18 protein-coding genes and 1 tRNA gene are annotated in these 23,446 nt (G+C 66.4%); 13 read left to right on the forward strand and 6 right to left on the reverse strand.

Translation table 11 applies throughout. The annotated features are described in order from the left end of the window. Positions 1–14 precede the first annotated feature (14 nt). Positions 15–1,469, forward strand: a complete 1,455-nt coding sequence (gene ntrC, locus ACFFJ7_RS14590; protein WP_166951966.1) for a nitrogen regulation protein NR(I) — start codon at positions 15–17, stop codon at positions 1,467–1,469. Positions 1,470–1,766: 297 nt separating this feature from the next. Here the strand turns inward: ntrC and ACFFJ7_RS14595 are convergent. Together ACFFJ7_RS14595 and ACFFJ7_RS14600 are read right to left on the reverse strand one after the other, a co-directional pair. Further along, positions 1,767–1,843, reverse strand: a tRNA-Asp gene (locus ACFFJ7_RS14595). 243 nt (positions 1,844–2,086) lie between these two features. Beyond that, positions 2,087–3,016, reverse strand: a complete 930-nt coding sequence (locus ACFFJ7_RS14600) for a metallophosphoesterase (RefSeq protein ID WP_166951963.1) — start codon at positions 3,014–3,016, stop codon at positions 2,087–2,089. Positions 3,017–3,233: 217 nt separating this feature from the next. Between ACFFJ7_RS14600 and ACFFJ7_RS14605 the strand changes: the two genes are divergently transcribed. From ACFFJ7_RS14605 to ACFFJ7_RS14630, 6 genes are all read left to right on the forward strand, one after another. After that, positions 3,234–3,911 (forward strand): TIGR00725 family protein, encoded by a 678-nt coding sequence (locus ACFFJ7_RS14605; protein ID WP_377593277.1) that lies wholly within the window; start codon positions 3,234–3,236, stop codon positions 3,909–3,911. A 212-nt stretch (positions 3,912–4,123) separates the two neighbouring features. After that, positions 4,124–4,897, forward strand: coding sequence for an ABC transporter permease (locus tag ACFFJ7_RS14610; protein WP_377593390.1), 774 nt, complete (start codon positions 4,124–4,126; stop codon positions 4,895–4,897). A gap of 1 nt (position 4,898) precedes the next feature. Further along, positions 4,899–5,924, forward strand: a complete 1,026-nt coding sequence (locus tag ACFFJ7_RS14615) for an ABC transporter ATP-binding protein (RefSeq protein ID WP_377593278.1) — start codon at positions 4,899–4,901, stop codon at positions 5,922–5,924. Positions 5,925–5,948: 24 nt separating this feature from the next. Next, positions 5,949–7,019 carry an extracellular solute-binding protein gene (locus ACFFJ7_RS14620; RefSeq protein ID WP_166951953.1) on the forward strand — a complete coding sequence of 357 codons (1,071 nt, stop codon included), beginning with the start codon at positions 5,949–5,951 and terminating at the stop codon, positions 7,017–7,019. 53 nt (positions 7,020–7,072) lie between these two features. Further along, positions 7,073–7,879, forward strand: coding sequence for an ABC transporter permease (locus ACFFJ7_RS14625; protein ID WP_377593280.1), 807 nt, complete (start codon positions 7,073–7,075; stop codon positions 7,877–7,879). 375 nt (positions 7,880–8,254) lie between these two features. Beyond that, positions 8,255–9,049 (forward strand): DeoR/GlpR family DNA-binding transcription regulator, encoded by a 795-nt coding sequence (locus ACFFJ7_RS14630; RefSeq protein WP_166951948.1) that lies wholly within the window; start codon positions 8,255–8,257, stop codon positions 9,047–9,049. A 120-nt stretch (positions 9,050–9,169) separates the two neighbouring features. Here the strand turns inward: ACFFJ7_RS14630 and rpoD are convergent, their stop codons facing one another. The 3 genes from rpoD to ACFFJ7_RS14645 all read right to left on the reverse strand — a co-directional run bounded on the left by rpoD (position 9,170) and on the right by ACFFJ7_RS14645 (position 14,126). Then, positions 9,170–11,236 (reverse strand): RNA polymerase sigma factor RpoD, encoded by a 2,067-nt coding sequence (gene rpoD / locus ACFFJ7_RS14635; protein WP_166951945.1) that lies wholly within the window; start codon positions 11,234–11,236, stop codon positions 9,170–9,172. Positions 11,237–11,554: 318 nt separating this feature from the next. Beyond that, entirely contained in the window at positions 11,555–13,516 is a 1,962-nt protein-coding gene (dnaG, locus tag ACFFJ7_RS14640; protein ID WP_377593283.1) for a DNA primase, read from the reverse strand. A 154-nt stretch (positions 13,517–13,670) separates the two neighbouring features. Further along, positions 13,671–14,126: a GatB/YqeY domain-containing protein gene (locus ACFFJ7_RS14645; protein WP_166951939.1), complete on the reverse strand. Its 456-nt coding sequence runs from the start codon at positions 14,124–14,126 to the stop codon at positions 13,671–13,673. 249 nt (positions 14,127–14,375) lie between these two features. Here ACFFJ7_RS14645 and carA point away from each other — a divergent pair, with 249 nt between their 5' ends. The 4 genes from carA (at position 14,376) to ACFFJ7_RS14665 (ending at position 20,453) form a co-directional block, all read left to right on the forward strand. After that, on the forward strand, positions 14,376–15,608 hold the full coding sequence (carA, locus tag ACFFJ7_RS14650) for a glutamine-hydrolyzing carbamoyl-phosphate synthase small subunit (RefSeq protein ID WP_166951936.1): 1,233 nt from the start codon (positions 14,376–14,378) through the stop codon (positions 15,606–15,608). Positions 15,609–15,816: 208 nt separating this feature from the next. After that, positions 15,817–19,149 carry a carbamoyl-phosphate synthase large subunit gene (gene carB, locus ACFFJ7_RS14655; RefSeq protein WP_377593286.1) on the forward strand — a complete coding sequence of 1,111 codons (3,333 nt, stop codon included), beginning with the start codon at positions 15,817–15,819 and terminating at the stop codon, positions 19,147–19,149. Positions 19,150–19,333: 184 nt separating this feature from the next. Further along, positions 19,334–19,807 carry a transcription elongation factor GreA gene (gene greA, locus ACFFJ7_RS14660; protein ID WP_166951931.1) on the forward strand — a complete coding sequence of 158 codons (474 nt, stop codon included), beginning with the start codon at positions 19,334–19,336 and terminating at the stop codon, positions 19,805–19,807. 103 nt (positions 19,808–19,910) lie between these two features. Beyond that, complete coding sequence (locus tag ACFFJ7_RS14665) at positions 19,911–20,453, forward strand: hypothetical protein (protein ID WP_166951928.1); 543 nt, start codon at positions 19,911–19,913, stop codon at positions 20,451–20,453. A 67-nt stretch (positions 20,454–20,520) separates the two neighbouring features. Here the strand turns inward: ACFFJ7_RS14665 and ACFFJ7_RS14670 are convergent, their stop codons facing one another. Further along, a complete protein-coding gene (locus tag ACFFJ7_RS14670) occupies positions 20,521–20,994 on the reverse strand; it encodes an Lrp/AsnC family transcriptional regulator (RefSeq protein WP_166951925.1) in 474 nt (157 codons plus the stop codon). A 336-nt stretch (positions 20,995–21,330) separates the two neighbouring features. On the opposite strand from ACFFJ7_RS14670, the gene ACFFJ7_RS14675 reads away from it, so the two are divergent. Together ACFFJ7_RS14675 and trxB are read left to right on the forward strand one after the other, a co-directional pair. After that, positions 21,331–22,407 carry a mitochondrial fission ELM1 family protein gene (locus ACFFJ7_RS14675; protein WP_377593289.1) on the forward strand — a complete coding sequence of 359 codons (1,077 nt, stop codon included), beginning with the start codon at positions 21,331–21,333 and terminating at the stop codon, positions 22,405–22,407. Continuing rightward, entirely contained in the window at positions 22,404–23,423 is a 1,020-nt protein-coding gene (gene trxB, locus ACFFJ7_RS14680) for a thioredoxin-disulfide reductase (protein ID WP_377593291.1), read from the forward strand. Before ACFFJ7_RS14675 ends, trxB begins: the two co-directional genes overlap by 4 nt. The last annotated feature ends 23 nt before the right edge of the window (positions 23,424–23,446 follow it).

The following is a 23,446-nucleotide window of genomic DNA, read 5'->3' on the forward strand; positions in this document are numbered from 1 at the left end:
GAACGGGGAGCCATATGGGTCGCGGAACCATTCTCGTAGCGGATGACGACGCTTCCATCCGCACAGTCCTGAGCCAGGCGCTCACGCGCGCCGGCTATGACATCCGCACGACCGGCCATGCGGGAACCTTGTGGAACTGGGTGTCGCAGGGCGAAGGCGATCTCGTCGTCACCGACGTCGTCATGCCGGACGAGAACGCCTTCGATCTGCTGCCGCGCATCCGCAAGCTGCGGCCGGATTTGCCGGTCATCGTCATGAGCGCGCAGAACACCTTCATGACCGCGATTCGCGCCTCCGAGCGCGGAGCCTACGAATATCTGCCCAAGCCTTTCGACCTGAAGGAACTCATCACCATCGTCGGCCGGGCGCTGTCGCGCCCCCGCGGCATCGGCATCGCGCTGGGCGAGGAGGTGGAGGAGATCCCGCTCATCGGCCGTTCGCCGGCCATGCAGGATATCTATCGCGCCATGGCGCGCCTGATGTCGACCGACCTCACGGTGATGATTCTGGGCGAATCGGGGACGGGCAAGGAACTTGTCGCGCGTGCCCTGCACGACTACGGCAAGCGCCGCAACGGCCCGTTCGTGGCCGTTAACATGGCGGCGATCCCGCGCGATCTCATCGAATCGGAACTCTTCGGCCACGAGAAAGGCGCCTTCACCGGCGCGCATGCTCGCTCGCCGGGGCGTTTCGAGCAGGCGGAAGGCGGCACGCTGTTTCTGGACGAGATCGGCGACATGCCGATGGAGGCGCAGACCCGGCTGCTGCGTGTGCTGCAGCAGGGCGAATACGCCACCGTCGGCGGCAAGGCGCCGATCCGCACCAATGTCCGCATCATCGCCGCCACCCACAAGGACCTGCGCCAGTCCATCGAGCAGGGGCAGTTCCGCGAGGACCTGTTCTTCCGCCTCAACGTCGTGCCGCTGCGCCTGCCGCCGCTGCGCGAGCGCGCGGAGGACGTGCCGGACCTCGTGCGTCACTTTCTCTCCCGCGCCACCCGCGAGGGGCTCGCCCCCAAGCAGATCGACGCCGCGGCGATGGACAGGCTCAAGCGCTATCGCTGGCCGGGCAATGTGCGCGAACTTGAGAACCTCGTCCGTCGTCTCACCGCGCTCTACACGCAGGAGACCATCACGGCGCCGATCATCGACGCGGAACTCGATGTCGCGCCCGCGCCTGCGCCCGCTCCGGCGGAGGGCGTGGTGCAGGAGCACGATCCGCTCGACCTGTCGGGCGCCGTGGAGCGTTATCTCAAGCGATACTTCGATTCGCTCGGGGGCGCGCTGCCGCCGCCGGGCCTCTATCACCGCGTGCTGCGCGAGGTGGAGGCGCCCCTGCTCGGCGCGGTGCTCAGTGCCACCAACGGCAACCAGATTCGCGCGGCGGAACTGCTGGGCGTGAACCGCAACACGCTGCGCAAGAAGATTCGCGATCTTGACCTGCCCATCATCCGGCAGACGGCGCGTTGAGGCATCGGGTGGGAGAACGCGCACCTTTTTCAGAAGGATGACGCGCGAATAAAGACAAGGCGAGGCGGGGCGCTGCGGCGGTCTCCCGCGTCCGTTCGGGTATCACGGGAAGTAAGGAAACTGTATCCGGCTTTTCCAGACGGCGTTTCAGCCCGCCATCACGGGTCGCCGCACGGCTGCGCCGCCAAGGTGGTCAAGGCCAGGAAAACTGTCACAATCAGGAAGGGGAGAGTGTCACAAACAAAGGCTAACGTTCTGAATCTACGTTGATTCAATAAATAACGTCAAAGCTTTGAATGGCGGGAGTGACGGGGCTCGAACCCGCGACCTCCGGCGTGACAGGCCGGCGCTCTAACCAACTGAGCTACACCCCCGAGGCAGCTCACGTAGGTGAACTGCTGCGGTGGTTGTGACTTAAAGGCAGCGCCGTCGGGTGTCAAGCATTCTTCATAAAGAAACGATCCGGCCGGGATACCTGTGAATAAGTCTGCCGGCAAATTTTTATCGGCGGAGCCGGAGAGCGTGCAAGAGACCGGAGCGGACGCCCCCAGCCGGCCGGGGAAGGAGCATGCCCCGGCGGCGTCACGGCAAATCGGCAGGGGGCGCGGGCGCGGTCCTCAGATCTTCAGGGTGCGGTTTTCCTCGCGTCCGAAACCCTTGATTTCCAGGCGGTCGGAGTAGACTTCCACGATCGCGAAGGCGGTGGTCGTCGGCGTGTCGACCATGCCTTTGAAGTTCAGGAAGTGCTTCCCGTTGCGCTCGCCGTAATTGCCGGCGTGGTTGTGGCCGTTGAAATAGGCGACGACATTGCCGGAATTGCTGACAAGGTCGACGACGCGGTCGGCATCCCAGAGGTTGTGTTCGTTGGCCGGATAGACCGGATAGTGGTTGAGCACGATAACCTTCTCGTTGGCCGCGCTGGCCTTCCCGATGGTGTCCTGCAGCCACTGGAACTGCGTGTCGCTGAGCGAGCCGTTCCACGACTGGGCGTTCGCCGCGCCCTGCGCCTTGAGTTCGGCGAGGCGCTTGTCGGCAAGCTCGCGGCGCGGGTCGCCCTTCGGCGGCGCGAACGTGCTGACGTCATTGCCGTCAAGCACGATGAAGCGATAGCCACCGCCGGCGAAGTCGTAATACGCGGACGGCATGCCGACGGTGCGGACGACGGACTGCAGGTAATCCCCCGCGACGTCGAAATCGTGGTTGCCGAGCAGGAAGAGCTTTTCGTGCTTCAGCTTGTCATAAAGAGGCAGAATCGCCGAGAAGCTCTCCCAGTGACGATCGATGATATCGCCAAGGGTAACGACGAACTTGAGATCCTCACCGTTGAGGGTCTCGATGGCCTCGCTCAGTTTCCACAGGCTGTTCGCGTAGAAGCGGGTTTTTGAGGCATTGGGCGGGACCGGCGCGTACTGCGGATCGGCTACGACGCCAAAGCGGAACAGCGGTCCTCCGGACTGCGCGGCGGAGGAGGAGACGCTGAAACCGGCGAAGGGGGTCAAAAGGGCGGCTGCACTGCTCATCGTGATGACTTTGCGACGTGTAATCATGTTGGTAACTCCAGTCGGTTGTTGTCAACTGACCTCACTGGACTAGAACTTGTGAATTACACGGCGGTGACGCGCCGGCGTCGCGGCACGATTCCAGCCGCCCGCGGCATCGTCCGCACGCGCGGCAAAATCTTAAACGTCCGGTGTGCTTGCGGATCATGAGAGTGTCATTTATCGATCAATATACTGGCTCTCATCATGCAGAATCGGACATAAAATGTCGCTTTCCGACCGCGCCACGCCATTATCCATGCCGCCTTCCCTGACATGGTCTGCAACAGAATGCTCGCTTTATCGGCCCGGGGAGCGATTCGATTCGTGGCGTCTGTCGTGGGTGGCGGAAGAGGCGCGCCCGTCCGATCTCGCCGCCGTGGCGTCCTCCTCTGAAGCGCTGCGCCTCGTGTTCACGGCGTCGAAGACACGACGGGTGCCGGTGGGCGTGATCGGCCCGCGTGAGGCCTCCGACGCCGAGTACAAGCTGGCCGAGGCGGTCGGCCGCGCGCTCGGCGAACACGGCCTGCAGCTGCTCTGCGGCGGCAAGAGCGGCGTGATGGAGGCGGCCTGCAAGGGGAATCTCGAAGCGGGCGGCCTGCCCATCGGCCTCCTGCCCGATACCGAATGGCGGGAGAGCAATCCCTATGTCGCCATCCCCATCGCGACAGGCATCGGCCCCGTGCGCAATGCCATTCTGGCGCGCGCCAGCACGGTGCTCGTGGCAATCGGCGGCGGCTACGGCACCTTGACGGAAATGGCCTATGGCCTGCATTTTGATCGTCCAGTACTGGCGTTGGGCGATGCGCCCTTCGTCGAAGGGATTCTCGCCTGTGAGACGCCCGGCGACGTTATCGCGCACATCGCGCGCCATCTGCTGGACAACGCGCCGCGCGCAGCCTGAACGGCCCGGCAGGCCGAGCAGCCTGTAATGAATACGTCATGAAAGCATCGTCAAATTCGTATATGTAAGTTTTCGATCAATGTATATCCGGGGCGGTTCGTCGTGCCACAGCAATGCCTGACCGCCTGATCTTTTTTTCTGGTAGTTCCGGATAAAAAGGCGCGTCATACTTTTCTCGGAATGGTCTTGGCGGAGGCGATGCTTTGGGGCTGGTGACGCTTCTCTATCTGGTGTTTCTGGCCGCGCCCATCGCCCTGCTGCTCGTCGGCTCGGTGGGCGAGACATGGACGAACACCCTGCTGCCGAGCGGCTTCACCGGCCGCTGGTATGCGGAATTGCTGGCCGATCCGAGCTTTCGCCGCGCCTTTTTCGTCAGCCTGAAGGTCGTGGCGCTGGTGTGCGTGCTGAATGCGCTGATCGGCCTGCCGCTCGCCTATGCCATCCATGCGGCGGCGCGGCGCGGGGTGCGGCTTGCCGCCCGTCTCGTGTCGCTGTTGCCGATTGCCGTGCCTGAGCTGGTGCTGGGCTTCGGCTTCGTGCTGGTGTTTTCCTCGGATACGCTGCCATGGCTCGGCACGTTCTGGATCGTGGTCGCCGGCCATCTGGTGCTCACGCTGCCCTATACGGTCAATGCGCTGGTGGCGGACATGCAGCAGCTCGGCCTGCCCGCGCTGGAGCAGGCTGCGGCAGGACTTGGCGCGCCTTTCGGCTCGCGCTTCCTCGACATCGTGCTGCCGCTCCTCGCCACCAGCCTGACATCGGCGATGCTGACGGTGGCGGCGCTGTCGATCGGCGAATTCCAGCTGTCGAACCTCGTCTCGGGCTTCCTGTCGCGCACCTATCCGGTGGTGCTGCTGCAGGCGTTTTACGGCGCCACCGGCTTTGCCTGCGCCGCTACCGTGGTATTGCTCGTGCTTGCCGTGCTCGCCGCGCTGGCGACGGCGCTGACGGGACGGGCGGGCGGCTCCATGCGGGGGGCGACGTAGCATGAGCATCGAGTTCAGGGCGGTTTCCTATACCTATCCGGGCACCCGCATCGGCGTGTCGGATATCGATCTCGCCATCGCGGACGGGGAACTGCTCGCGATCATCGGCGCGTCGGGGTCGGGCAAATCCACGCTGCTCAAGCTGCTCGCCGGCTTCCTCGTGCCCGACAGCGGGCGGATCCTGGTGGATGGCAAGGATGTGACCGGCCTGAAGCCGGAGGACCGGCAGCTTGGCATCGTGTTCCAGAACTATGCGTTGTTTCCGCACATGAGCGCGGCGCAGAACGTCGCCTATCCGCTCAAGATGCGCGGCATCGGCCGGCCGCAGCGGCTGGAACAGGCGCGCGCGGCGCTGGTGCGCGTCGGGCTCGGCGATTTCACCGAACGACGGCCCGCGACGCTGTCGGGCGGGCAGCAACAGCGGGTGGCGCTGGCGCGCGCGCTCGTGTTCTCCCCGCGCGCCCTGCTGCTCGACGAGCCGCTGTCGGCGCTCGATGCGGCGCTGCGCGTCGGCATGCGCGACGAAATCCTGAAGGTGCAGCGCCAGGCTGACATCGCCACCCTGCACGTCACGCACGATCAGGAAGAGGCGCTGTCGCTCGGCGACCGCGTCGCGGTGATCGCGGGCGGACGCATCGCGCAGGTGGCGCCGCCGCGCGAGCTTTACGAGCGGCCGGCGACGCGCGCTGTCGCCGCCTTCGTGGGCGAGGCCAACCTGTGGCAGGGGCGCATCGCCGCGCCCGGCCGCGTGGCCCTCGCGAACCTCGATCTCGCCGCGGACACGGAGGGCTTCGCCCCGGGCGATGTCGTGACCGTGATGGTGCGTCCGGAGCGGATCGGCCCGGCGCCTGCAAGCGGCATCAACGTCTTCACCGGCGCGGTTGCGACCGACCGGTACCTCGGCCCCACCCGCCGCGTCGACTTCGCCGTCGACGGGGTGAACGTGAGGCTGCATACCCACGTTCGGGAGGCATTCTCGGCCATCTCGATCCCGCCGGACGCGATCCGGCTTCTGCCTGCGGATTGACCGCATACTGAAGAGGAACGGAAGATGAAGAACTGGCTGCTCGGAGCCCTGCTGGCCGCTCCGCTTGCTCTGGCCGCGCCCGCCCAGGCGTTTGAAGGCCCCGAACTCTACAAAGGCGAAAAGGCGCTCTATGAGGCCGCGCAGAAGGAAGGCATCGTCGTCTCCTTCGACACCGGCCCGACGTGGGCGAACTGGGCGGCGCAGTTCAAGGCGTTCCAGAAGCGCTACCCGGGCATCGAACTCGTGTACAACGACATCGGCTCGGCCACGACCGTGGTGACGCTCGACAAGTCGCGCAACCGCCCGCAGGCCGATACCGCCTATTACTTCGCGGCTTCGGCGCTGGACGCGGCGGCCAAGGGCCTCGTCGCCGACTTCAAGCCCGTGAACTTCGAGAAGCTGCCCGAGCAGTTCCGCCATCCGGAAGGCCAGTGGTTCACCATCCACACGCTGAACGTGGCTTTCCTCGTCAACAAGAAGCTCGTCAAGGACGTGCCGGAAAGCTGGGCCGACCTGCTGAAGCCCGAATACAAGAACAGCATCGTCTACCAGGACCCGCGCTCCACGGGCCAGGGCCAGGTGATCGCGTTCGCCGCGGCCTTCGCCAACGGCGGCGACGAGGACAACGTGCAGCCGGGCATCGACTATCTCGGCAAGCTGGCGAAGTCCGGCAACGTGCTGCGCAACGTCGGCACCACGCCTTACGCGCAGTTCGTCAAGGGCGAAATCCCGATCTGGATCGGCTACGAGAACGACGGCCTGAAGGCGAAGCACATCGACGGCCTCGGCGACGACATCGCTGTCGTCATCCCCAAGGAGGCTTCCGCCGCCGCGCCCTACGCGATCAGCCTCGTCAAGAACGGCCCCAACCCGAACGCCGGCAAGCTGTGGCTGAACTTCATCACGACCGACTTCGGCCAGGGCATCTTCGCCGAGGGCTTCGTGCGTCCTTCCGTTCCCGGCATCAAGCTGCCCGACAGCGTCGCTGACAAGCTGCCTTCCGCGCCGCAGATCCGCCCGCTCGACATCGCCAAGGCCACGGCCAAGAAGGCCGAGATCGACGCCGGCTGGGCGAAGGCCGTGCTCGGCCAGTAATTCCGGTCCATCCTGCCCGGCGCTCCGGCGCCGGGCAAACTCCGGGAACCCCGATGCCGCGACATATCGCCGCCCTGTTTTTCCTGCCCGGCACGCTCGTTTTCGTGCTGTTCTTCGCGCTGCCCGCGACCTCCATCCTGCTGGAGGCGGTGTCGGATGCGGGGAGCGCCGTGGCGCGGGTGTTCGCGGACCCGGTGTTCTGGAACGGCGTGCGCGGCAGCCTGCTGATCGGCACGATCGCGCCTTTCGTTTCCCTCGTGGTCGGCGTGATGGTGGCGATTGCGCTGTCGCGCCTCGCGCCGCGCCTGCGCACGGCGACGCTCGTCGCCATCACGCTGCCGTTGACCTTCTCCGGCCTGATCATTGCCTATGGCTTCATCCTCGTGTTCGGCCGCAGCGGTTTCGTGACGCTGCTGCTCGCGGAACTCGGCTTCGACCCCGCTGTCGTCGGGCAATTCATCTATTCGGTGTTCGGCCTCGGCCTGGCCTATTCCTACTATCTGATCCCGCGCGTGGTGCTGGTCGTGCTGCCGGCGATCATGAATTTCGACGCCACGCAGATCGCGGCCGCGCGCTCCATGGGCGCCTCCCGCCTGCGGGCGCTGGCGGGCATCATGCTGCCGCAGATCGCCCCCAGCCTCGCCGCCGCCTATGCCCTGACCGCCTCGGTGGCGATCGGCGCCTATGGCACCGCGCTCGCGCTGGTCGGCACGCAGGTGAACATCCTGCCGCTCGTCCTCTACAGCAAGATTTCGGAAACCGGCACCGATATGCCGGCCGCCGCCGTGATCTCCATCGTGCTGATGGCTATCTGCTCGGCCGTCATCGCGCTGGCGGAACTCATGCTCGGCCGTCGGTAGTCCGCCGGTGACAGCCGCCGGGAGCGTGGCATTGCTTCCCCTGTGCCGTGATTGAGATTTGCCATCGCGATTGTTTCCATCGACGGGGCGTCACCGTCCGCCAGCGCGGCCGTCCACATGAAAATGCGGGTGCTGATCTACCGCCAGGCCGCTGCATTACAGGGCGGATTCGCCACAAAAAGCGACCGTGGGGAGACCGGCGGTCCCGGCGATGCCGGCCGGTTGTCACATATCATTGTGAACAGGGCATTTCTCGTTCTTCTGATGCCGGAGCTTGTGATCCTGTTTCGCCATCACTATGATTTGATAAAGTCGGAATGGAATACGGGCGGATTGCGCGCAGCTGCGGTCGCCCTACGCGGAGCACGGACGAACATGGGCGCGCGACTACACGCTGAAACAGGGCATGAACTTTCGGCGCGTCAGGAAGAGATACTTACGATCGTCCATCATCAGGGCTTCGCCACCATCGACGCCCTCGCGCGCCATTTCGATGTTTCCACCCAGACAATCCGCCGCGACATCATCTATCTGGATGAGCAGCAACTGCTGCAGCGCTTCCACGGCGGTGCGGGCGTGCGGGAGACGACGGTCCGGCTGGGCTACGCCGAAAAGCGCGTCACCGCCGCCGAAGCCAAGGAGCGCATCGCGCGCCTTGCCGCGGCGCTCATCAAGCCCGGCGAGACGGTGTTTCTCGATGTCGGCACGACGGTCGAGGCCGTGGCGCGCGCCCTGCGTGGGCGTGGCGGCCTGAAGGTGTTCACCTCAAGCCTCGCCTCGGCGACGATTCTATCCGCCGAACAGGAGGCCGAGGTATTCGTGACCGGCGGCGTGCTGCGTGGGCCCGACGGTTCGCTGACCGATGAGTGGGCGCGCGAGGCCGTCTCCCGCTTCCGGTTCGATGTCGCGATCCTCGGCTTCTCCGGGATCGACGACGATGGTGCGCTGATGGACTTCGATCTGGGCAAGGTTGCCGTCAAGCAGGCGGTTGCGACACGTGCGAGCCGCATCATCGCTGTCGGCGAAAGCGCCAAGCTGTTGCGCCCGGCCATCGTGCGCGTGCTGGACGCGGACCGCATCGACACGCTGGTGACCAACGAGGAGCCGCCCCAGCTCGTCGCCGAGACGCTTGGCAAGGCCAACGTCGAGGTGCTGTTCCCGCCGGCCTGAATGTAGGGCCGGCAGCGGGCGGGCGCCGTTTCCGGCGCGGCCTGCCGGATGAGCGACGGGCAGGGCGGCGGCTCCGGTTTTCCGTTCGCCGCCCCGATGCCGTCGTGCCTTCGCCGCCTCTCAGTTGTCGAGGAAGCTGCGCAGCTTGCGCGAGCGCGAGGGGTGCTTCAGCTTGCGCAGCGCCTTGGCCTCGATCTGGCGGATACGCTCGCGCGTGACCGAGAACTGCTGGCCGACTTCCTCCAGCGTATGATCGGTGTTCATGCCGATGCCGAAGCGCATGCGCAGCACGCGCTCCTCGCGGGGCGTGAGCGAGGCGAGCACCCGTGTCGTCGTCTCGCGCAGGTTCGACTGGATGGCCGCATCGATGGGCAGGATGGCGTTCTTGTCCTCGATGAAATCGCCCAGATGGCTGTCTTCCTCGTCGCCGATGGGGGTTTCGAGAGAGATCGGCTCCTTGGCGATCTTGAGTACCTTGCGCACCTTTTCCAGCGGCATGGCGAGCTTTTCCGCGAGTTCCTCGGGCGTGGGCTCGCGGCCGATCTCGTGCAGCATCTGGCGCGACGTGCGCACGATCTTGTTGATCGTCTCGATCATGTGCACCGGAATGCGGATGGTGCGGGCCTGATCGGCGATGGAGCGCGTGATCGCCTGCCTGATCCACCAGGTGGCGTAGGTCGAGAACTTGTAGCCGCGCCGGTACTCGAACTTGTCGACCGCCTTCATGAGGCCGATGTTGCCCTCCTGAATAAGGTCGAGGAACTGCAGCCCGCGGTTGGTGTACTTCTTGGCGATCGAGATCACGAGGCGCAGATTCGCCTCGATCATCTCCTTCTTGGCCTGCCGCGCTTCCTTTTCGCCTTTCTGGACGAGAGCGACGATCTTGCGGAATTCGAGGATCTCCAGGCCCGTCTCGGTGGCGAGCACCTGGATTTCCTGCCGCAGTTCGCGGATGCGGTCCTTGTCGTGCGCGACGAATTCCTTCCAGCCGCGCGTGCCGAGCTTGGACACGCGCAGGATCCACTTGGGATCGAGTTCCGAGCCCTGATACTGGCGCAGGAAGTCGTCGCGGGTGACGCCGTAGCTTTCCGAAAGGCGCATCAGCCGGCCTTCGAGGCCGATCAGGCGCTTGTTGATGTCGTAAAGCTGCTCGACCAGCGCGTCGATGCGGTTCTGGTTCAGCGACAGCGACTTGACGTCGACGATGATGTCGTCCTTGAGCTTGCGGTACTTCCGCTCCTGCGCAGGCGAGAGCTTCAGGTTCTGCAGGCGGTTCTCGATGTCCTGATCCTGCAGGCGGCGCAGCTTCTTGTAATTGTCGGCGATGCGGTCGAACGTCTCCAGCACGCGCGGCTTCAGCTCGGCCTCCATGGCCGAGAGCGACACGTTGTTCTCGATGTCGTCCTCGTCGAGTTCGCCGTCGACTGCAGCCGCATCCTTGTCGCCGTCCGGCGCGCCGCCGCGCCCGGGCTGGGGCTGCGCGGGCGCGCGCCCGGCGCCGTCGGCGGCGATATCATCGCCGTCGCTCTCAACCTCACCCTCTCCGTCACCATCGATGTCGTCGGCCACGCCCCGGCCTTCCGGATCGGCGTAGGTGGCCTCCAGATCGATGATGTCGCGCAGCAGTACCTTGGCTTCGTTGAGTTCGTCGCGCCAGATGATGATGGCCTGGAACGTCAGCGGGCTTTCGCACAGGCCGGCGATCATCGCCTCGCGCCCGGCCTCGATGCGCTTGGCAATCGCGATCTCGCCCTCGCGCGAGAGCAGCTCGACCGAGCCCATCTCGCGCAGGTACATGCGCACCGGGTCGTCCGTGCGCTCGGCCGGCTCCGTCGTCTTTTCGGCCTTGACGGGCAGCGCGGAACGGGTGGCCTCGACGAGGTCGCCGCCCTCGATCTCGTCCTCGGACGCCTCGGTGTTCTCGGCGGTTTCCGGATCGGCTTCCTCGGACTCGATGACGTTGATGCCCATCTCGCTCAACTGCGAGAGGATGTCCTCGATCTGCTCGGAGGTGAACTCCTCGGAGGGCAGGACGTCGTTCAGCTCGTCGTAGGTGACGTAGCCGCGCTTCTTCGCAAGCTTGACCATGCGCCGCACGGCGGCGTCGCTGAGATCAAGCAGCGGGCTGTCGGCAGGCGCTTCGGCCACTTCCTGATTGTCGTCGCGCTCCGTCGTCTTCGTCGCCATGCCTATGCTCCACTCACACTGGCCGTCACCGCGTGGCGATCTCCGGCCCATCTCCCTGCCAAAACGTCCATGCGGCCCGTGCCGCGGGGGTCACGTAAGGCTGCGGCCACCGGCGAAAGAACGTCCTCTCCGAGAAGGCGCTTTCGCCGGTGCCCGTCCGCCAATATCCCCGTCCATGTCCGTCTTCGCGAAGGTTATCCCCAGAGAATCGTCGTCAACCGCTACTTATACCATCATACCGCAATATCCATAGCGGCCGGCGGAGTCCATCTCCCGCACAGGCAAGCCGTCCACCGGCCATCCGCACAGGCCGCCCGTCTATGAGGACGGGTCATCCTGCGCGGCGCCGGTATTCAAGGGATCGCCGTCCGCCTCCGCACCTTCGAGCGAGGTGACCTGCACCTGAATGTCCAGCAGCCAGGCCAGGTTGGCCTCACTGTCGTCCTCGGCCAACGCATGGGCGGCCGCCCTGAGTTCCGTATGTAGCGTTCGCGCGCGTCTTTGCAAGGTGACGGCCTGCCGAAGCGCGGTCGATACGTCGTCGATGGCGCTGTCGGGCGCCAGAATCCAGCGGTCGCCGGGCACGACGATGCGGACGAGGCCGGCGACGGTCTCGGCGAGGCCCGCCGCCTCGATTCGCTCGCGCACCGCACGCGGATCGGCGCCGCCGCTCGCGACGACGTCCACCAGCCGCGCGCGCAGCCGCCGGGAGAGCGGGCCGGAAAAGTCGAGCGCGGCGATATCTTCCGCGAACGTGTCGAGCAGCGACGTGTGGGCCAGCAGCCCCAGTACGATCAGCGCCTCGCGCGGCGATTCGTTGCGCACGGGTGCGAACATCGGATGACGCGCGAGTGCCGGGGAGGCGCGTGGCGCCGTCGCGCCGGCGAAAGCGCCGCCCTGCGGGTTGCTCCGCCCAGGCGCGCCGGGGCGCCAGCCGCCCGGCACGGCCGGGCCATTGCGCGGGCCTCCGAAACCCGCGCCTGCCCGTGGCCGGCTGTCGCCGCGGTCCGGGGAATGCAGCAGGCCGCGCAGGCGGTTCAGCATGTCGGCGCGGTAGTGGCGGCGGATGGTTTCGTCGGCGATGGTTGCTACCACGTCGCTCACGCGCCGTTCCAGTGCCGCGCGCCGTTCGGGCGTGTCGAGCGGGCCGAGTTCGCGTTCGCGCATCCACAGCATATCCGCGAGCGGGCGCGCCTGCCGCAGCACGGTGGCGATCGCCTCCGCACCGCCGGCGCGGACGAGATCGTCCGGATCCTGCCCCTCGGGCAGCAGTGCGAAGCGCAACGACTTGCCGGGCGCGAGCAGCGGCAGGGCTGTATCGATGGCGCGGAAGGCGGCGCGTCGCCCGGCCGCATCGCCGTCGAAACAGAGGATCGGCTCGTCCGCCATGCGCCATAGCAGCGTGACCTGATCGCCGGTGAGCGCCGTGCCCAGCGGGGCGACGGTATGGCCGAAGCCCGCCATGCTCATGGCGATGACGTCGACATATCCCTCGACCGCGATCACCGCGCCCGAGTCGTTCGCCGCCTTGCGGGCGTTGTGCAGGTTGTAGAGCACGCGCCCCTTGTGGAAAAGCGGCGTTTCGGACGAGTTGAGGTACTTGGCCTGCACGTCCGCGCTCATGGCCCGTCCGCCGAAGGCGATGACGCGCCCGCGCCGGTCGTGGATGGGGAACATCACGCGGTCGCGGAAGCGGTCGTAGGGAACGGCGGTGTCTTCATGGGCGATGAGTAGCCCAGCCTCGATCATCGCCTCGCGGGAGACGCCGCTGGCGGCCAGATGGTCGCGCAGGGCGAAGCGGTCGCCCGGCGCGTAGCCCAGACGGAAGGCGCGCCGCGTCCGCGTGCCGATGCCGCGCCGCTCCAGGTAGGCGCGCGCCTCGCGTCCGGCGTTGGCGTTCAGCGTCTCCTCGAAGAAGGCGGCCGCGCGCTCCACCACGTCGTAGAGGTCGTTGCGGCGCTCCTCCTCGCGCGTCATCTCGGGTGTCGACGCCGGCAACGGCACGCCCGCCTCCGCCGCCAGCCGCTCGACGGCCTCGGGAAAGGGCATGCCCTCGGTTTCCATCAGGAAGGCGAAGATGTCGCCGTGCTTGCCGGACGAGAAGCAGTGGTAAAAGCCCTTCTGGTCGTTGACGAAGAAGGAAGGCGTTTTCTCGGCGTTGAAGGGCGACAGACCCTTCCACTCGCGTCCGGCCTTGACGAGCCGCACCTTCCTGCCCACCACGGCGGACACCGGCAGGCGCGCCCTGATCTCATCGAGCAGCGAAGGCGGATAGCGCATTGTCTTTCAGTTCACCCGACAGCGATAAACGATCATCGTAGCCTGACATTGGGACATGGTCCGCCGCCAGAGTCACGGGCCGATGCGGGCCGCGCGGCGGCGGCCACGGTTATCCCCGTTATCCTCACGGTTTCCGGCCGGCGCCACGCCTGCCTCAACCCTGCGACAGCCGTGCCTTGACGAGGCCGCTGGCCTTGGCGAAGTCGAGACGGCCGGCGAAGCGTTCCTTCAGCAGGCCGACGACGCGGCCCATGTCCTTCACGCCGGCGGCGCCCGTTTCCGCGATGGCGGCGTCGATGGCGGCGGCGGTTTCCTCCTCGCTGAGCTGGGCCGGCAGGAAGGAGGCGATGATCGCCGCTTCCGCAGTCTCCTGTTCCGCGAGTTCGGGGCGGCCGGCCTCGGCGTAGATCTTCGCCGATTCCTGACGCTGCTTGATGAGCTTCTGCAGCAGGGAGAGGATTTCGTCCTCGCTGGCCGTTTCGCGGCCGGCGCCGCGCGCCTCGATATCCTTGTCCTTGAGGGCGGCCTGCACCAGGCGGATGGTGGACAGGCGCTGCTTGTCGCCGGCGCGCAGCGCTTCCTTGAGGGCGGTGGTCAGGCGTTCACGCATGGTCTATCCTCGTTATTCTGGTCCAGTCGGCGGCCGAAGGGCGGCCGAAAGGCGGCATTGACGACACGGCCCTTCCTTCTCTAAAGAACGGGCCGGAATGATGGATGGGCGGGAAGCCCTTCCCGGAGCCGGGATCGCATGCCCGCTTGGGCGCGGCATTACCCGGCGGCGTATGTCAGGACATGAAATGGCCCTGATAATTATGTCGACTGACACTCCGGATATCAACGAAGAGGCTTTAAACCGATCATGGCGACGCTGCAAGAAGGTAACCGGGAAAGCAACACGGACCGGGACGCACGGCCCGACGGCTGGCACGACGAGGCGGCGACGGCGCTGCTCGTGCTGGCGGACGGCACGGTGCTGGAGGGCGCAGGCTTCGGCGCGGCGGGGGAAGCCACCGGCGAGGTCTGCTTCAACACGGCGATGACCGGCTATCAGGAAATCCTCACCGATCCGTCCTATCTCGGGCAGATCGTGACCTTCACCTTTCCGCATATCGGCAATGTCGGCGTCAACGACGAGGATATCGAATCGCTGTCGCTCGCGGCCGGTAACGGCGCCAACGGCGTGATCGTGCATGCCCGCGTCACCGAGCCCGCCAACTGGCGCGCCACCCGCAACCTCGACCGCTGGCTCGCCGCGCGCGGCATCGTCGGCCTGTCGGGCATCGATACGCGCGCCCTTGCCATCCGCGTGCGCGAAAAGGGCATGGTGAACGCTGTCGTCGCCCACTCCCCGGACGGCACCTTCGACGTGGAAGCCCTGAAGGCGCGGGCCGCCGCGCTGCCGGACATGAGCGGGCTCGATCTCGTGCCCGCCGTCACCACCGCCCAGCGGCTCGACTGGGACGAGACGTCCTGGGAACTCGGCGAGGGCTATGGCCGGCGCGAGGGCGTGAAGCGGCGCGTCGTCGCCATCGACTACGGTGTCAAGCGCAACATCCTGCGGCTGCTCGCCGACCGGGAATGCGAGGTGATCGTGCTGCCCGCGGCCTCCACCGCGCGGGACGTGCTGGCGCTCGAACCCGACGGCATCTTCCTGTCGAACGGCCCCGGCGATCCTGCCGCGACCGCCGAATATGCGGTGCCGGTGCTCCGCGACCTGCTGGAGAGCCGCGTTCCGCTGTTCGGCATCTGCTTCGGCCACCAGCTGCTCGGGCTCGCCGCCGGCGGGCGCACGGTCAAGATGACGCAGGGCCATCATGGCGCCAACCATCCGGTGAAGGACGTAACGACCGGCAAGGTCGAGATCGTCTCCATGAATCACGGCTTCGCGGTGGACCGCGAATCGCTGCCGGATCATGTGAAGGAAACGCACGTCTCGCTGTTCGACGGCTCCAATTGCGGCATCGCGCTCACTGATCGACCGGCCTTCTCCGTGCAGCATCACCCCGAAGCCTCGCCCGGCCCGCAGGACAGCCATTACCTGTTCGACCGGTTCGTGGAGATGATCGACCGCGAGAAGGCGGCGCGGCGCTGACCGCATGCGCCGGATGTAGCGGGTTCCCCCGGAATTGGGGGTTCCCATGCCGGCGCGCAACGTGTAAACGACGCCTTTAAGTTTCATTCCAGACCGGCGATCCCGCCTGTTGTCCGTCGCGCCCCCGGGCCTGCGGCGGCGATGCGCGGGAATGCTGGCTCTCGTGCCGAATTCGCGGCTGCCGTTCAAGACGATCCAAGGTTTCTCCATGCCCAAACGCACCGATCTGTCCACGATACTCATCATAGGCGCCGGACCGATCGTCATCGGCCAGGCGTGCGAGTTCGACTATTCCGGCACGCAGGCCTGCAAGGCGCTGCGCGAGGAGGGCTATCGCGTCGTTCTGGTCAACTCGAACCCTGCGACGATCATGACCGACCCGGAACTGGCCGACGCCACCTATGTCGAGCCGATTACGCCGGAAGTCGTGGCCAAGATCATCCGGAAGGAGCGCCACAAGGTGCCGGGCGGCTTCGCCCTGCTGCCGACGATGGGCGGACAGACAGCGCTGAATTGCGCGCTCTCGCTGAAGAAGATGGGCGTGCTGGAGGAGTGCGACGTCGAGATGATCGGCGCCACCGCCGAGGCCATCGACAAGGCCGAGGACCGCGAGCTGTTCCGCGAGGCGATGACCAGGATCGGCCTCTCGACGCCGCTGTCGCACCAGGTGCGCACGCTCGGTGACGCGCTCAATGTGCTGGACGAGATCGGCCTGCCCGCCATCATCCGCCCCTCCTTCACCATGGGCGGCACGGGCGGCGGCATCGCCTACAACAAGGAAGAGTTCATCGACATCGTCGACCGCGGCATCGACGCCTCGCCCACCAACGAGGTGCTGATCGAACAGAGCGTGCTCGGGTGGAAAGAGTACGAGATGGAGGTCGTCCGCGACAGGAACGACAACTGCATCATCGTCTGCTCCATCGAGAACATCGACCCGATGGGCGTCCATACCGGTGATTCCATCACGGTGGCGCCGGCGCTGACGCTCACCGACAAGGAATACCAGATCATGCGCGACGCCTCGCTGGCGGTGCTGCGCGAGATCGGCGTCGAGACGGGCGGCTCGAACGTGCAGTTCGCGGTCAATCCCGAAGACGGCCGTATGATCGTCATCGAGATGAACCCGCGTGTGTCGCGCTCTTCCGCGCTCGCCTCCAAGGCGACGGGCTTCCCCATCGCCAAGGTCGCGGCCAAGCTCGCGGTGGGCTACACGCTCGACGAGATCGCCAACGACATCACGGGCGGCGCGATGCCGGCGTCCTTCGAGCCGACCATCGATTACGTGGTCACGAAGATCCCGCGCTTCGCCTTCGAAAAGTTCCCCGGCGCGGCGCCGACGCTGACCACGGCGATGAAATCGGTGGGCGAGGCCATGGCCATCGGCCGCACTTTTCCCGAATCGCTGCAGAAGGCGCTGCGCTCGCTGGAGACGGGTCTCACCGGCCTCGACGAGATCGAGATTCCCGGGTTCGGGCAGGGCGACGACCGCAACGCCATCAAGGCGGCGATCGGCACGCCCACGCCGGACCGTCTGCTGTTCGTGGCGCAAGCGCTCAGGCTTGGCCTCAGCCGGGAGGAGGTGCACGCTTCCTGCAAGATCGATCCGTGGTTCCTGGCGCAGATCGAGGACATCATCGGCCTTGAGGCGCGGGTGAAGGTGCATGGGCTGCCGCAGACGGCGAAGGCATTCCGGCAGCTGAAGGCGGCGGGCTTCTCGGACTCGCGCCTCGCGGTTCTCGCCGGCAGGACGGAGGCGCAGGTGCGCGCGGCGCGCCGGGCGCTCGGCGTGCGGCCGGTGTTCAAGCGCATCGACACCTGCGCCGGCGAGTTCGCCGCACCCACCGCCTATATGTATTCGACCTATGCCCCCCTCTTCGGCACCGCGCCGGCCGACGAGGCCTTTCCGTCCACGCGGGACAAGGTGATCATCCTGGGCGGCGGTCCGAACCGCATCGGCCAGGGCATCGAATTCGACTATTGCTGCTGCCATGCCTCCTTCGCGCTCCGGGCCGCGGGCTACGAGACCGTCATGGTCAACTGCAATCCGGAGACGGTGTCGACCGACTACGATACGTCCGACCGGCTCTATTTCGAGCCGCTGACGGGCGAGGACGTGCTGGAGATCATCGATACGGAACGGGAGCAGGGCCGGCTTCACGGCGTCATCGTGCAGTTCGGCGGCCAGACGCCCCTCAAGCTCGCCCGCGCGCTGGAGGAGGACCGGGTACCGATCCTCGGCACCTCGCCCGACGCCATCGATCTCGCGGAAGACCGCGACCGTTTCAAGCGCCTGCTGGAAAAGCTCGCCCTGCGCCAGCCGACGAACGGCATCGCCTTCTCGGTGGAGCAGAGCCGGCTCGTGGCGGCCGAGGTCGGCCTGCCGCTCGTCGTGCGTCCGTCCTACGTGCTCGGCGGGCGGGCGATGGCGATCATCCGCGACGAGGAAACGCTGAACGACTACCTGCTCGGCACGCTGCCGGCGCTGGTGCCGCAGGAGATCAAGGCACGCTATCCCAACGACAAGACGGGACAGATCAACACGCTGCTCGGCAAGAACCCGCTGCTGTTCGACAGCTATATCTCGGACGCGATCGAGGTCGATGTCGACGCGCTCGCGGACGGCAAGGACGTGTTCATCGCCGGCATCATGGAGCACATCGAGGAGGCGGGCATCCACTCGGGCGATTCCGCCTGCTCGCTGCCGCCGCGTTCGCTGCCGCCGGAGATCATCGCCGAGATCGGGCGCCAGACGCGCGAAATGGCGCTGGCGCTCCAGGTCGTCGGCCTGATGAACGTGCAATACGCCATCAAGGGCGACGAGATCTACGTGCTGGAGGTCAACCCGCGCGCCTCGCGCACGGTGCCCTTCGTGGCCAAGGTGATGGGCGAGCCCTTCGCGCGGATCGCGGCGCGCATCATGGCGGGCGAATCGCTGGCGAGCTTCGATCTCAAGCCGAAGGTTCTGCACCACATCGGCGTGAAGGAGGCGGTTTTCCCCTTCGCGCGCTTTCCGGGTGTGGACATCCTGCTCGGGCCGGAAATGCGGTCGACGGGCGAGGTCATCGGCCTGGACACGAGCTTCGGCGCCGCGTTCGCCAAGAGCCAGATCGGCGGCGGCACCAAGGTGCCGGTGGAGGGCACGGTGTTCGTGTCGCTGCGCGACGTCGACAAGCCGCGCATCCTGTCGACCGTCAACCTGCTGGTGGAACTTGGCTTTTCCGTCATCGCCACGGACGGGACGGCGCACTTCCTGCGCGAGCACGGCATCGCGGTGACGCGCATCAACAAGGTGCTGGAGGGACGCCCGCACATCGTCGACCTCATCAAGAACGGCGGCGTGCAGCTCCTGTTCAACACCACCGAAGGGGCGCAGGCGCTGGCCGATTCCCGTTCACTACGTCGCGCCGCCCTCTTGCATAAGGTGCCGTACTACACCACTCTAGCGGGAGCAATCGCGGCAGCCGAAGGCATCCGCGCCTGGAAGGGCGGTACGCTGGAGGTACGCGCATTGCAGGACTACTGGCCGTCGCCGGCGTGAGCGGGGCGGCGGGAGCGCTTTCCGGCCGGATGGAAGGTTCGGTCGGCCGGGAGGCGCGCCGGAACGATAGCGGGGAATGACGCGAGTCCGCCGGTGCGGATCGCCGCTCTCCAGACCCGATTTGTTTGACGCGGGGCGCCGTTCGAGCGCCCCTTGTTTACATGTGACGACGGAAACAGAGATAATGGAAAAGATCCCCATGACCGCCGCAGGCTATGCGGCTTTGGAGGTAGAACTCAAGCGCCGTCAGCAGGAGGATCGCCAGCGCATAATCGAGGCGATCGCCGAGGCGCGGGCTCATGGCGACCTGTCGGAAAACGCGGAATACCACGCTGCGAAGGAACAGCAGAGCCTCAACGAGGGCCGCATCCTTGAGCTGGAGGGATTCATCTCGCGCGCCGACATCATCGATGTATCGAAGTTGAGCGGCGACAAGATAAAGTTCGGCGCGACCGTCAAACTCATCGATGAGGACACCGAACAGGAAAAGGTGTATCAGATCGTAGGTGAGCCGGAAGCGAACGTAAGCCTCGGCAAGGTCTCCATCGCCTCGCCCATCGCCCGCGCGTTGATCGGCAAGGCTGTCGGCGACAGTGTCGAGGTGGTGACGCCGGGTGGCAGCAAATCGTACGAGATCGTCGACGTCGTCTTCAAATAGGGGCGTGCCGCAACGCCCCGTGGCTAGAGCGCTTTCCGATCAGATGGAATCATCTGATCGATAAGAATTCGCTCAATGAAAAATGCTCCAGGGGATTGGCATCATGAACGTGTTGTCGCGTCGGGCATTCGTAATGACGGGCGGGGCGGCAGTCGCCGCTGCGCTCGGCGGTTGCGCGGAATCGCGCGACGTGCCGCTGTCGGCCGCCGATGGGGCTGCGCTGCGGCTGCGCTCCGTGACGGTCGATACCGCGCCGCTCCGGGCGCTCGGCCTGACGCCGTGGGCCAATCTGGTGCAGGCCTCCATGCAGCCGGAACTCGACCGCCTGTTCGCCGGCCGCCTGGTTCCGCGTGACAAAGGGGCGGATCGGCTCGTGGCGCGCGTCGACAGCGTCAGCCTTTCCTCATGGTCGGGCGGCGGTGGCGGCGGCCGCTGGTACAGCGGCGGCGGCGACTCCGACTATATGGACGGCTATGCCGTCGTGATCGGGCCGGACGGCCGCGAACGTGCGCGTTACCACATCCTGCTCGCGCTGCCCTCCAGTTTCTCTGGCGCATGGTACCTGCCGGACATCGACAACCGGCGGATCATCGGGCTTTCACGCACCTTCGCGAGATGGGTTCGCGACAGGGTGCCTGGGCGCTGAAGGCAGCGTCCGAAGCGGCCGCGGCCGGTTTCCACCGGTGTTTGGAGGCGGCCGCGACAAAAAACCCCTACCGTACCGCTTCCAGCGGGATGGGCGGGGCGTCTTTGACCTGGGCGACTGTGAGCGCCGTGCGGACGTTGCGGACGTTGGGCAGGGCCGTGAGGTCGAGCACCAGCTTCTGGAATGAGTGCAGGTCACGCGCCACGCATTTCAGCAGAAAATCGATATCGCCGGATAGCGACCAGCACTCGCGCACGATCGACCAGTTGCGGATATGGCTCTCGAACTGGGCAAGGTCGGTGCCCGCCTGGCTCGACAACTGGACCATAGCGAAGCAGGTGATCTCGAAGCCGAGCAGCTTGCCGTCCAGCAGCGCCCGGTAGCCACGGATAACGCCCGCTTCCTCCAGCGCGCGCACGCGCCGCAGGCAGGGCGGCGCGGAAAGGCCGGCGCGGCGCGCCAGCTCGACATTGGTCAGGCGTCCGTTCGCCTGCAATTCCTTGAGGATCTTCCAGTCGGTTGCGTCGAGTTCGAGGGGCAAGCATCACATCCTTGATAAGCCGTCGCGTATCGCCGCACCTTTTAGCCGAGCCGGAGCGGTTCGTCGCGACAATAACGCATGTCCGGCGTCCTGTGCAGGCGGAGCAGGGGCTGTTGTGCGTCCCGCCCCCGGAAATGTCGCATCGTCGCGACGGCTGTCGATTCGCAATGGCTTCCGGAGTGTGTCGCAAGGCATCGGGATGCCGCCTTCCATGCCGCACGAAACAGGTTATACTGGGATACAATAGCAAAGCGCAATCAATACCCTATCACGATTCAAGCCCCATGTGCCGCACCGGTTCGATCTTGTCCCCATCTTGCCCCCTCCTGGATCGTCATGGCAGCCGCCGATAGCAGGCCCGCCGGAGGGGCGGCGCATCGCGAACCGGCGGCCCTTGGCGCCGGCGTATCCTGCTGGGTGCTGACCGACGGCAAGGCAGGGGACGAGTTGCAGTGTCTCGGCGTGGCGCGGGCGCTCGGATGCAGCGTGGAGGTGCGCCGCGTACATCCGCGCCCGCCGTTCGCGTGGATCATGCCGCGCGGCGGCATCGATCCGCGTGACGCGCCGGACCGTGCGGGCTCGCCGATCGCGCCGCCGTTTCCCGATATCCTGATCGCCTCCGGCCGGCGGGCGGTGGCCTATGTCCGGGCGATCAAGCGCGCGTCGCGCGGGCGCACCTTCACCGTGATCCTGAAGGACCCGCGCACCGGCGCGCGCGCCGCCGATCTCCTCTGGGTGCCGGCGCACGACCGGCTGCGCGGCGACAATGTGATCGTCACACTGACCGCGCCGCACCACGTGTCGCAACAGCGGCTCGCCGAGGCGCGCGCCGATCCGCCGGCGGCGCTCGCGCGCCTGCCGCGCCCGCGCGTGGCCGTTCTTGTGGGCGGCAACAGCCGCCACCACCGCTTCACCGATGCCGATGTCATGCGTTTTCTGCAACAGCTCGCAGCGCTGACGGCGGAGGGGGCGGTGCTGATGGCGACGACGTCGCGGCGCACGCCGGACAACCTCCGCGAGGGATTGCGCGCTCTGGTTGGGCGCACCGGCGGCTTCCTGTGGGACGGCCGCAGCGGGAATGCTGCGGATAATCCTTACATTGCCCTGCTGGCGCTGGCTGATTCGGTTGTGGTGACAGCCGATTCGGCCAATATGTTGGGAGAGGCGGCGGCGACTGGCGCACCGCTGCTGGTTTTCGAGCCCTCGGGAGGACACCGGAAACTTGAAGCGCTTCTGAACGGGCTGGAAAAGTGCGGCATCGCACGCCGGTTAAGGGGAAGGCTTGAAGGAAACGCATACCTGCCTTTAGATACGACGGTGACCGTCGCGGGTGAGATCGTCCGGTCCTACCACGCGCACCGGTCGCGCCTCGCGGGGCCAGCCGACGATAGACACCGAACGGAAAATCCATGACCACGCCCTCCGCATCGCATTCTCCCGCCGCCACGCCGATCACGCCCGTCAGGGGCGGCGCAACCCATGCGAAGTTGCTGATCATCGGTTCGGGACCCGCCGGCTACACGGCGGCGATCTATGCGGCGCGCGCATTGCTGGAGCCGGTGCTGATATCGGGCCTGCAACAGGGCGGGCAACTCACCATCACGACAGAGGTCGAGAACTATCCGGGCTTCGCCGAGCCCATCCAGGGGCCGTGGCTGGTCGAGCAGATGCGGCTGCAGGCCGAGCATGTCGGCGCGCGGCTGGCGTCGGACACGATCGTGTCGGCGGATCTGTCGGCGCGGCCTTTCAGGCTGACGGGCGACAGCGGCCATGTCTATACGGGCGATGCGCTGGTGATCGCCACCGGCGCGCAGGCGAAGTGGCTCGGCCTGCCATCCGAGCAGGCATTCCAGGGGTTCGGCGTCTCGGCCTGTGCCACCTGCGACGGGTTCTTCTTTCGCAACCGTGAGGTCGTGGTCGTGGGCGGCGGCAACACGGCGGTGGAGGAGGCGCTCTATCTGGCGCAGCTCGCCTCGCGCGTGGTGCTGGTCCACCGGCGTGATTCGCTGCGGGCGGAGCGCATCCTGCAGGACCGCCTCTTCGCGCATCCGAAGATCGAAGTCGTCTGGAACAACACGGTCGAGGAAATCGTCGGGCAGGAGCTGCCGCGTTCCGTCACCGGGGTGCGGCTGCGCAACCTCGTCACCGGCGAGGTGACCGAGCGGGCCGTCGACGGCGTATTCATTGCCATCGGCCACCGGCCGGAAAGCGGGCTTTTCGCCGGCCAGATCGATCTGACCCCCTCGGGCTACATCCGTACCGAGCCCGGCAGCACGCGCACCGGCGTGCCCGGTGTCTTCGCGGCGGGCGACGTGGCGGATGAGGTGTATCGGCAGGCGGTGACAGCGGCGGGGCTAGGCTGCATGGCGGCGCTCGACGCCGAGCGCTGGCTCGCCGCGCAGGATGCCGCGCCACGCGCGGAAGAGTGACCCGGTTTGCGCGGCGACGCGCG

This window comes from Pseudochelatococcus lubricantis (assembly GCF_042432495.1).
Lineage (GTDB): Bacteria > Pseudomonadota > Alphaproteobacteria > Rhizobiales > Beijerinckiaceae > Pseudochelatococcus > Pseudochelatococcus lubricantis.

Excerpts from the sequence above, each read along its gene's own strand:
- trxB (WP_377593291.1), top strand. The coding sequence starts at position 22,404 with ATGACCACGCCCTCCGCATCGCATTCTCCCGCCGCCACGCCGATCACG.
- ACFFJ7_RS14645 (WP_166951939.1), bottom strand. The coding sequence starts at position 14,126 with ATGCGTGAACGCCTGACCACCGCCCTCAAGGAAGCGCTGCGCGCCGGC.
- ACFFJ7_RS14630 (WP_166951948.1), top strand. The coding sequence starts at position 8,255 with ATGGGCGCGCGACTACACGCTGAAACAGGGCATGAACTTTCGGCGCGT.
- ACFFJ7_RS14675 (WP_377593289.1), top strand. The coding sequence starts at position 21,331 with ATGGCAGCCGCCGATAGCAGGCCCGCCGGAGGGGCGGCGCATCGCGAA.
- ACFFJ7_RS14600 (WP_166951963.1), bottom strand. The coding sequence starts at position 3,016 with ATGATTACACGTCGCAAAGTCATCACGATGAGCAGTGCAGCCGCCCTT.
- ACFFJ7_RS14605 (WP_377593277.1), top strand. The coding sequence starts at position 3,234 with ATGTCGCTTTCCGACCGCGCCACGCCATTATCCATGCCGCCTTCCCTG.
- rpoD (WP_166951945.1), bottom strand. The coding sequence starts at position 11,236 with ATGGCGACGAAGACGACGGAGCGCGACGACAATCAGGAAGTGGCCGAA.
- ACFFJ7_RS14620 (WP_166951953.1), top strand. The coding sequence starts at position 5,949 with ATGAAGAACTGGCTGCTCGGAGCCCTGCTGGCCGCTCCGCTTGCTCTG.
- greA (WP_166951931.1), top strand. The coding sequence starts at position 19,334 with ATGGAAAAGATCCCCATGACCGCCGCAGGCTATGCGGCTTTGGAGGTA.
- ACFFJ7_RS14625 (WP_377593280.1), top strand. The coding sequence starts at position 7,073 with ATGCCGCGACATATCGCCGCCCTGTTTTTCCTGCCCGGCACGCTCGTT.
- carA (WP_166951936.1), top strand. The coding sequence starts at position 14,376 with ATGGCGACGCTGCAAGAAGGTAACCGGGAAAGCAACACGGACCGGGAC.
- ACFFJ7_RS14615 (WP_377593278.1), top strand. The coding sequence starts at position 4,899 with ATGAGCATCGAGTTCAGGGCGGTTTCCTATACCTATCCGGGCACCCGC.
- dnaG (WP_377593283.1), bottom strand. The coding sequence starts at position 13,516 with ATGCGCTATCCGCCTTCGCTGCTCGATGAGATCAGGGCGCGCCTGCCG.
- ACFFJ7_RS14665 (WP_166951928.1), top strand. The coding sequence starts at position 19,911 with ATGAACGTGTTGTCGCGTCGGGCATTCGTAATGACGGGCGGGGCGGCA.
- carB (WP_377593286.1), top strand. The coding sequence starts at position 15,817 with ATGCCCAAACGCACCGATCTGTCCACGATACTCATCATAGGCGCCGGA.
- ntrC (WP_166951966.1), top strand. The coding sequence starts at position 15 with ATGGGTCGCGGAACCATTCTCGTAGCGGATGACGACGCTTCCATCCGC.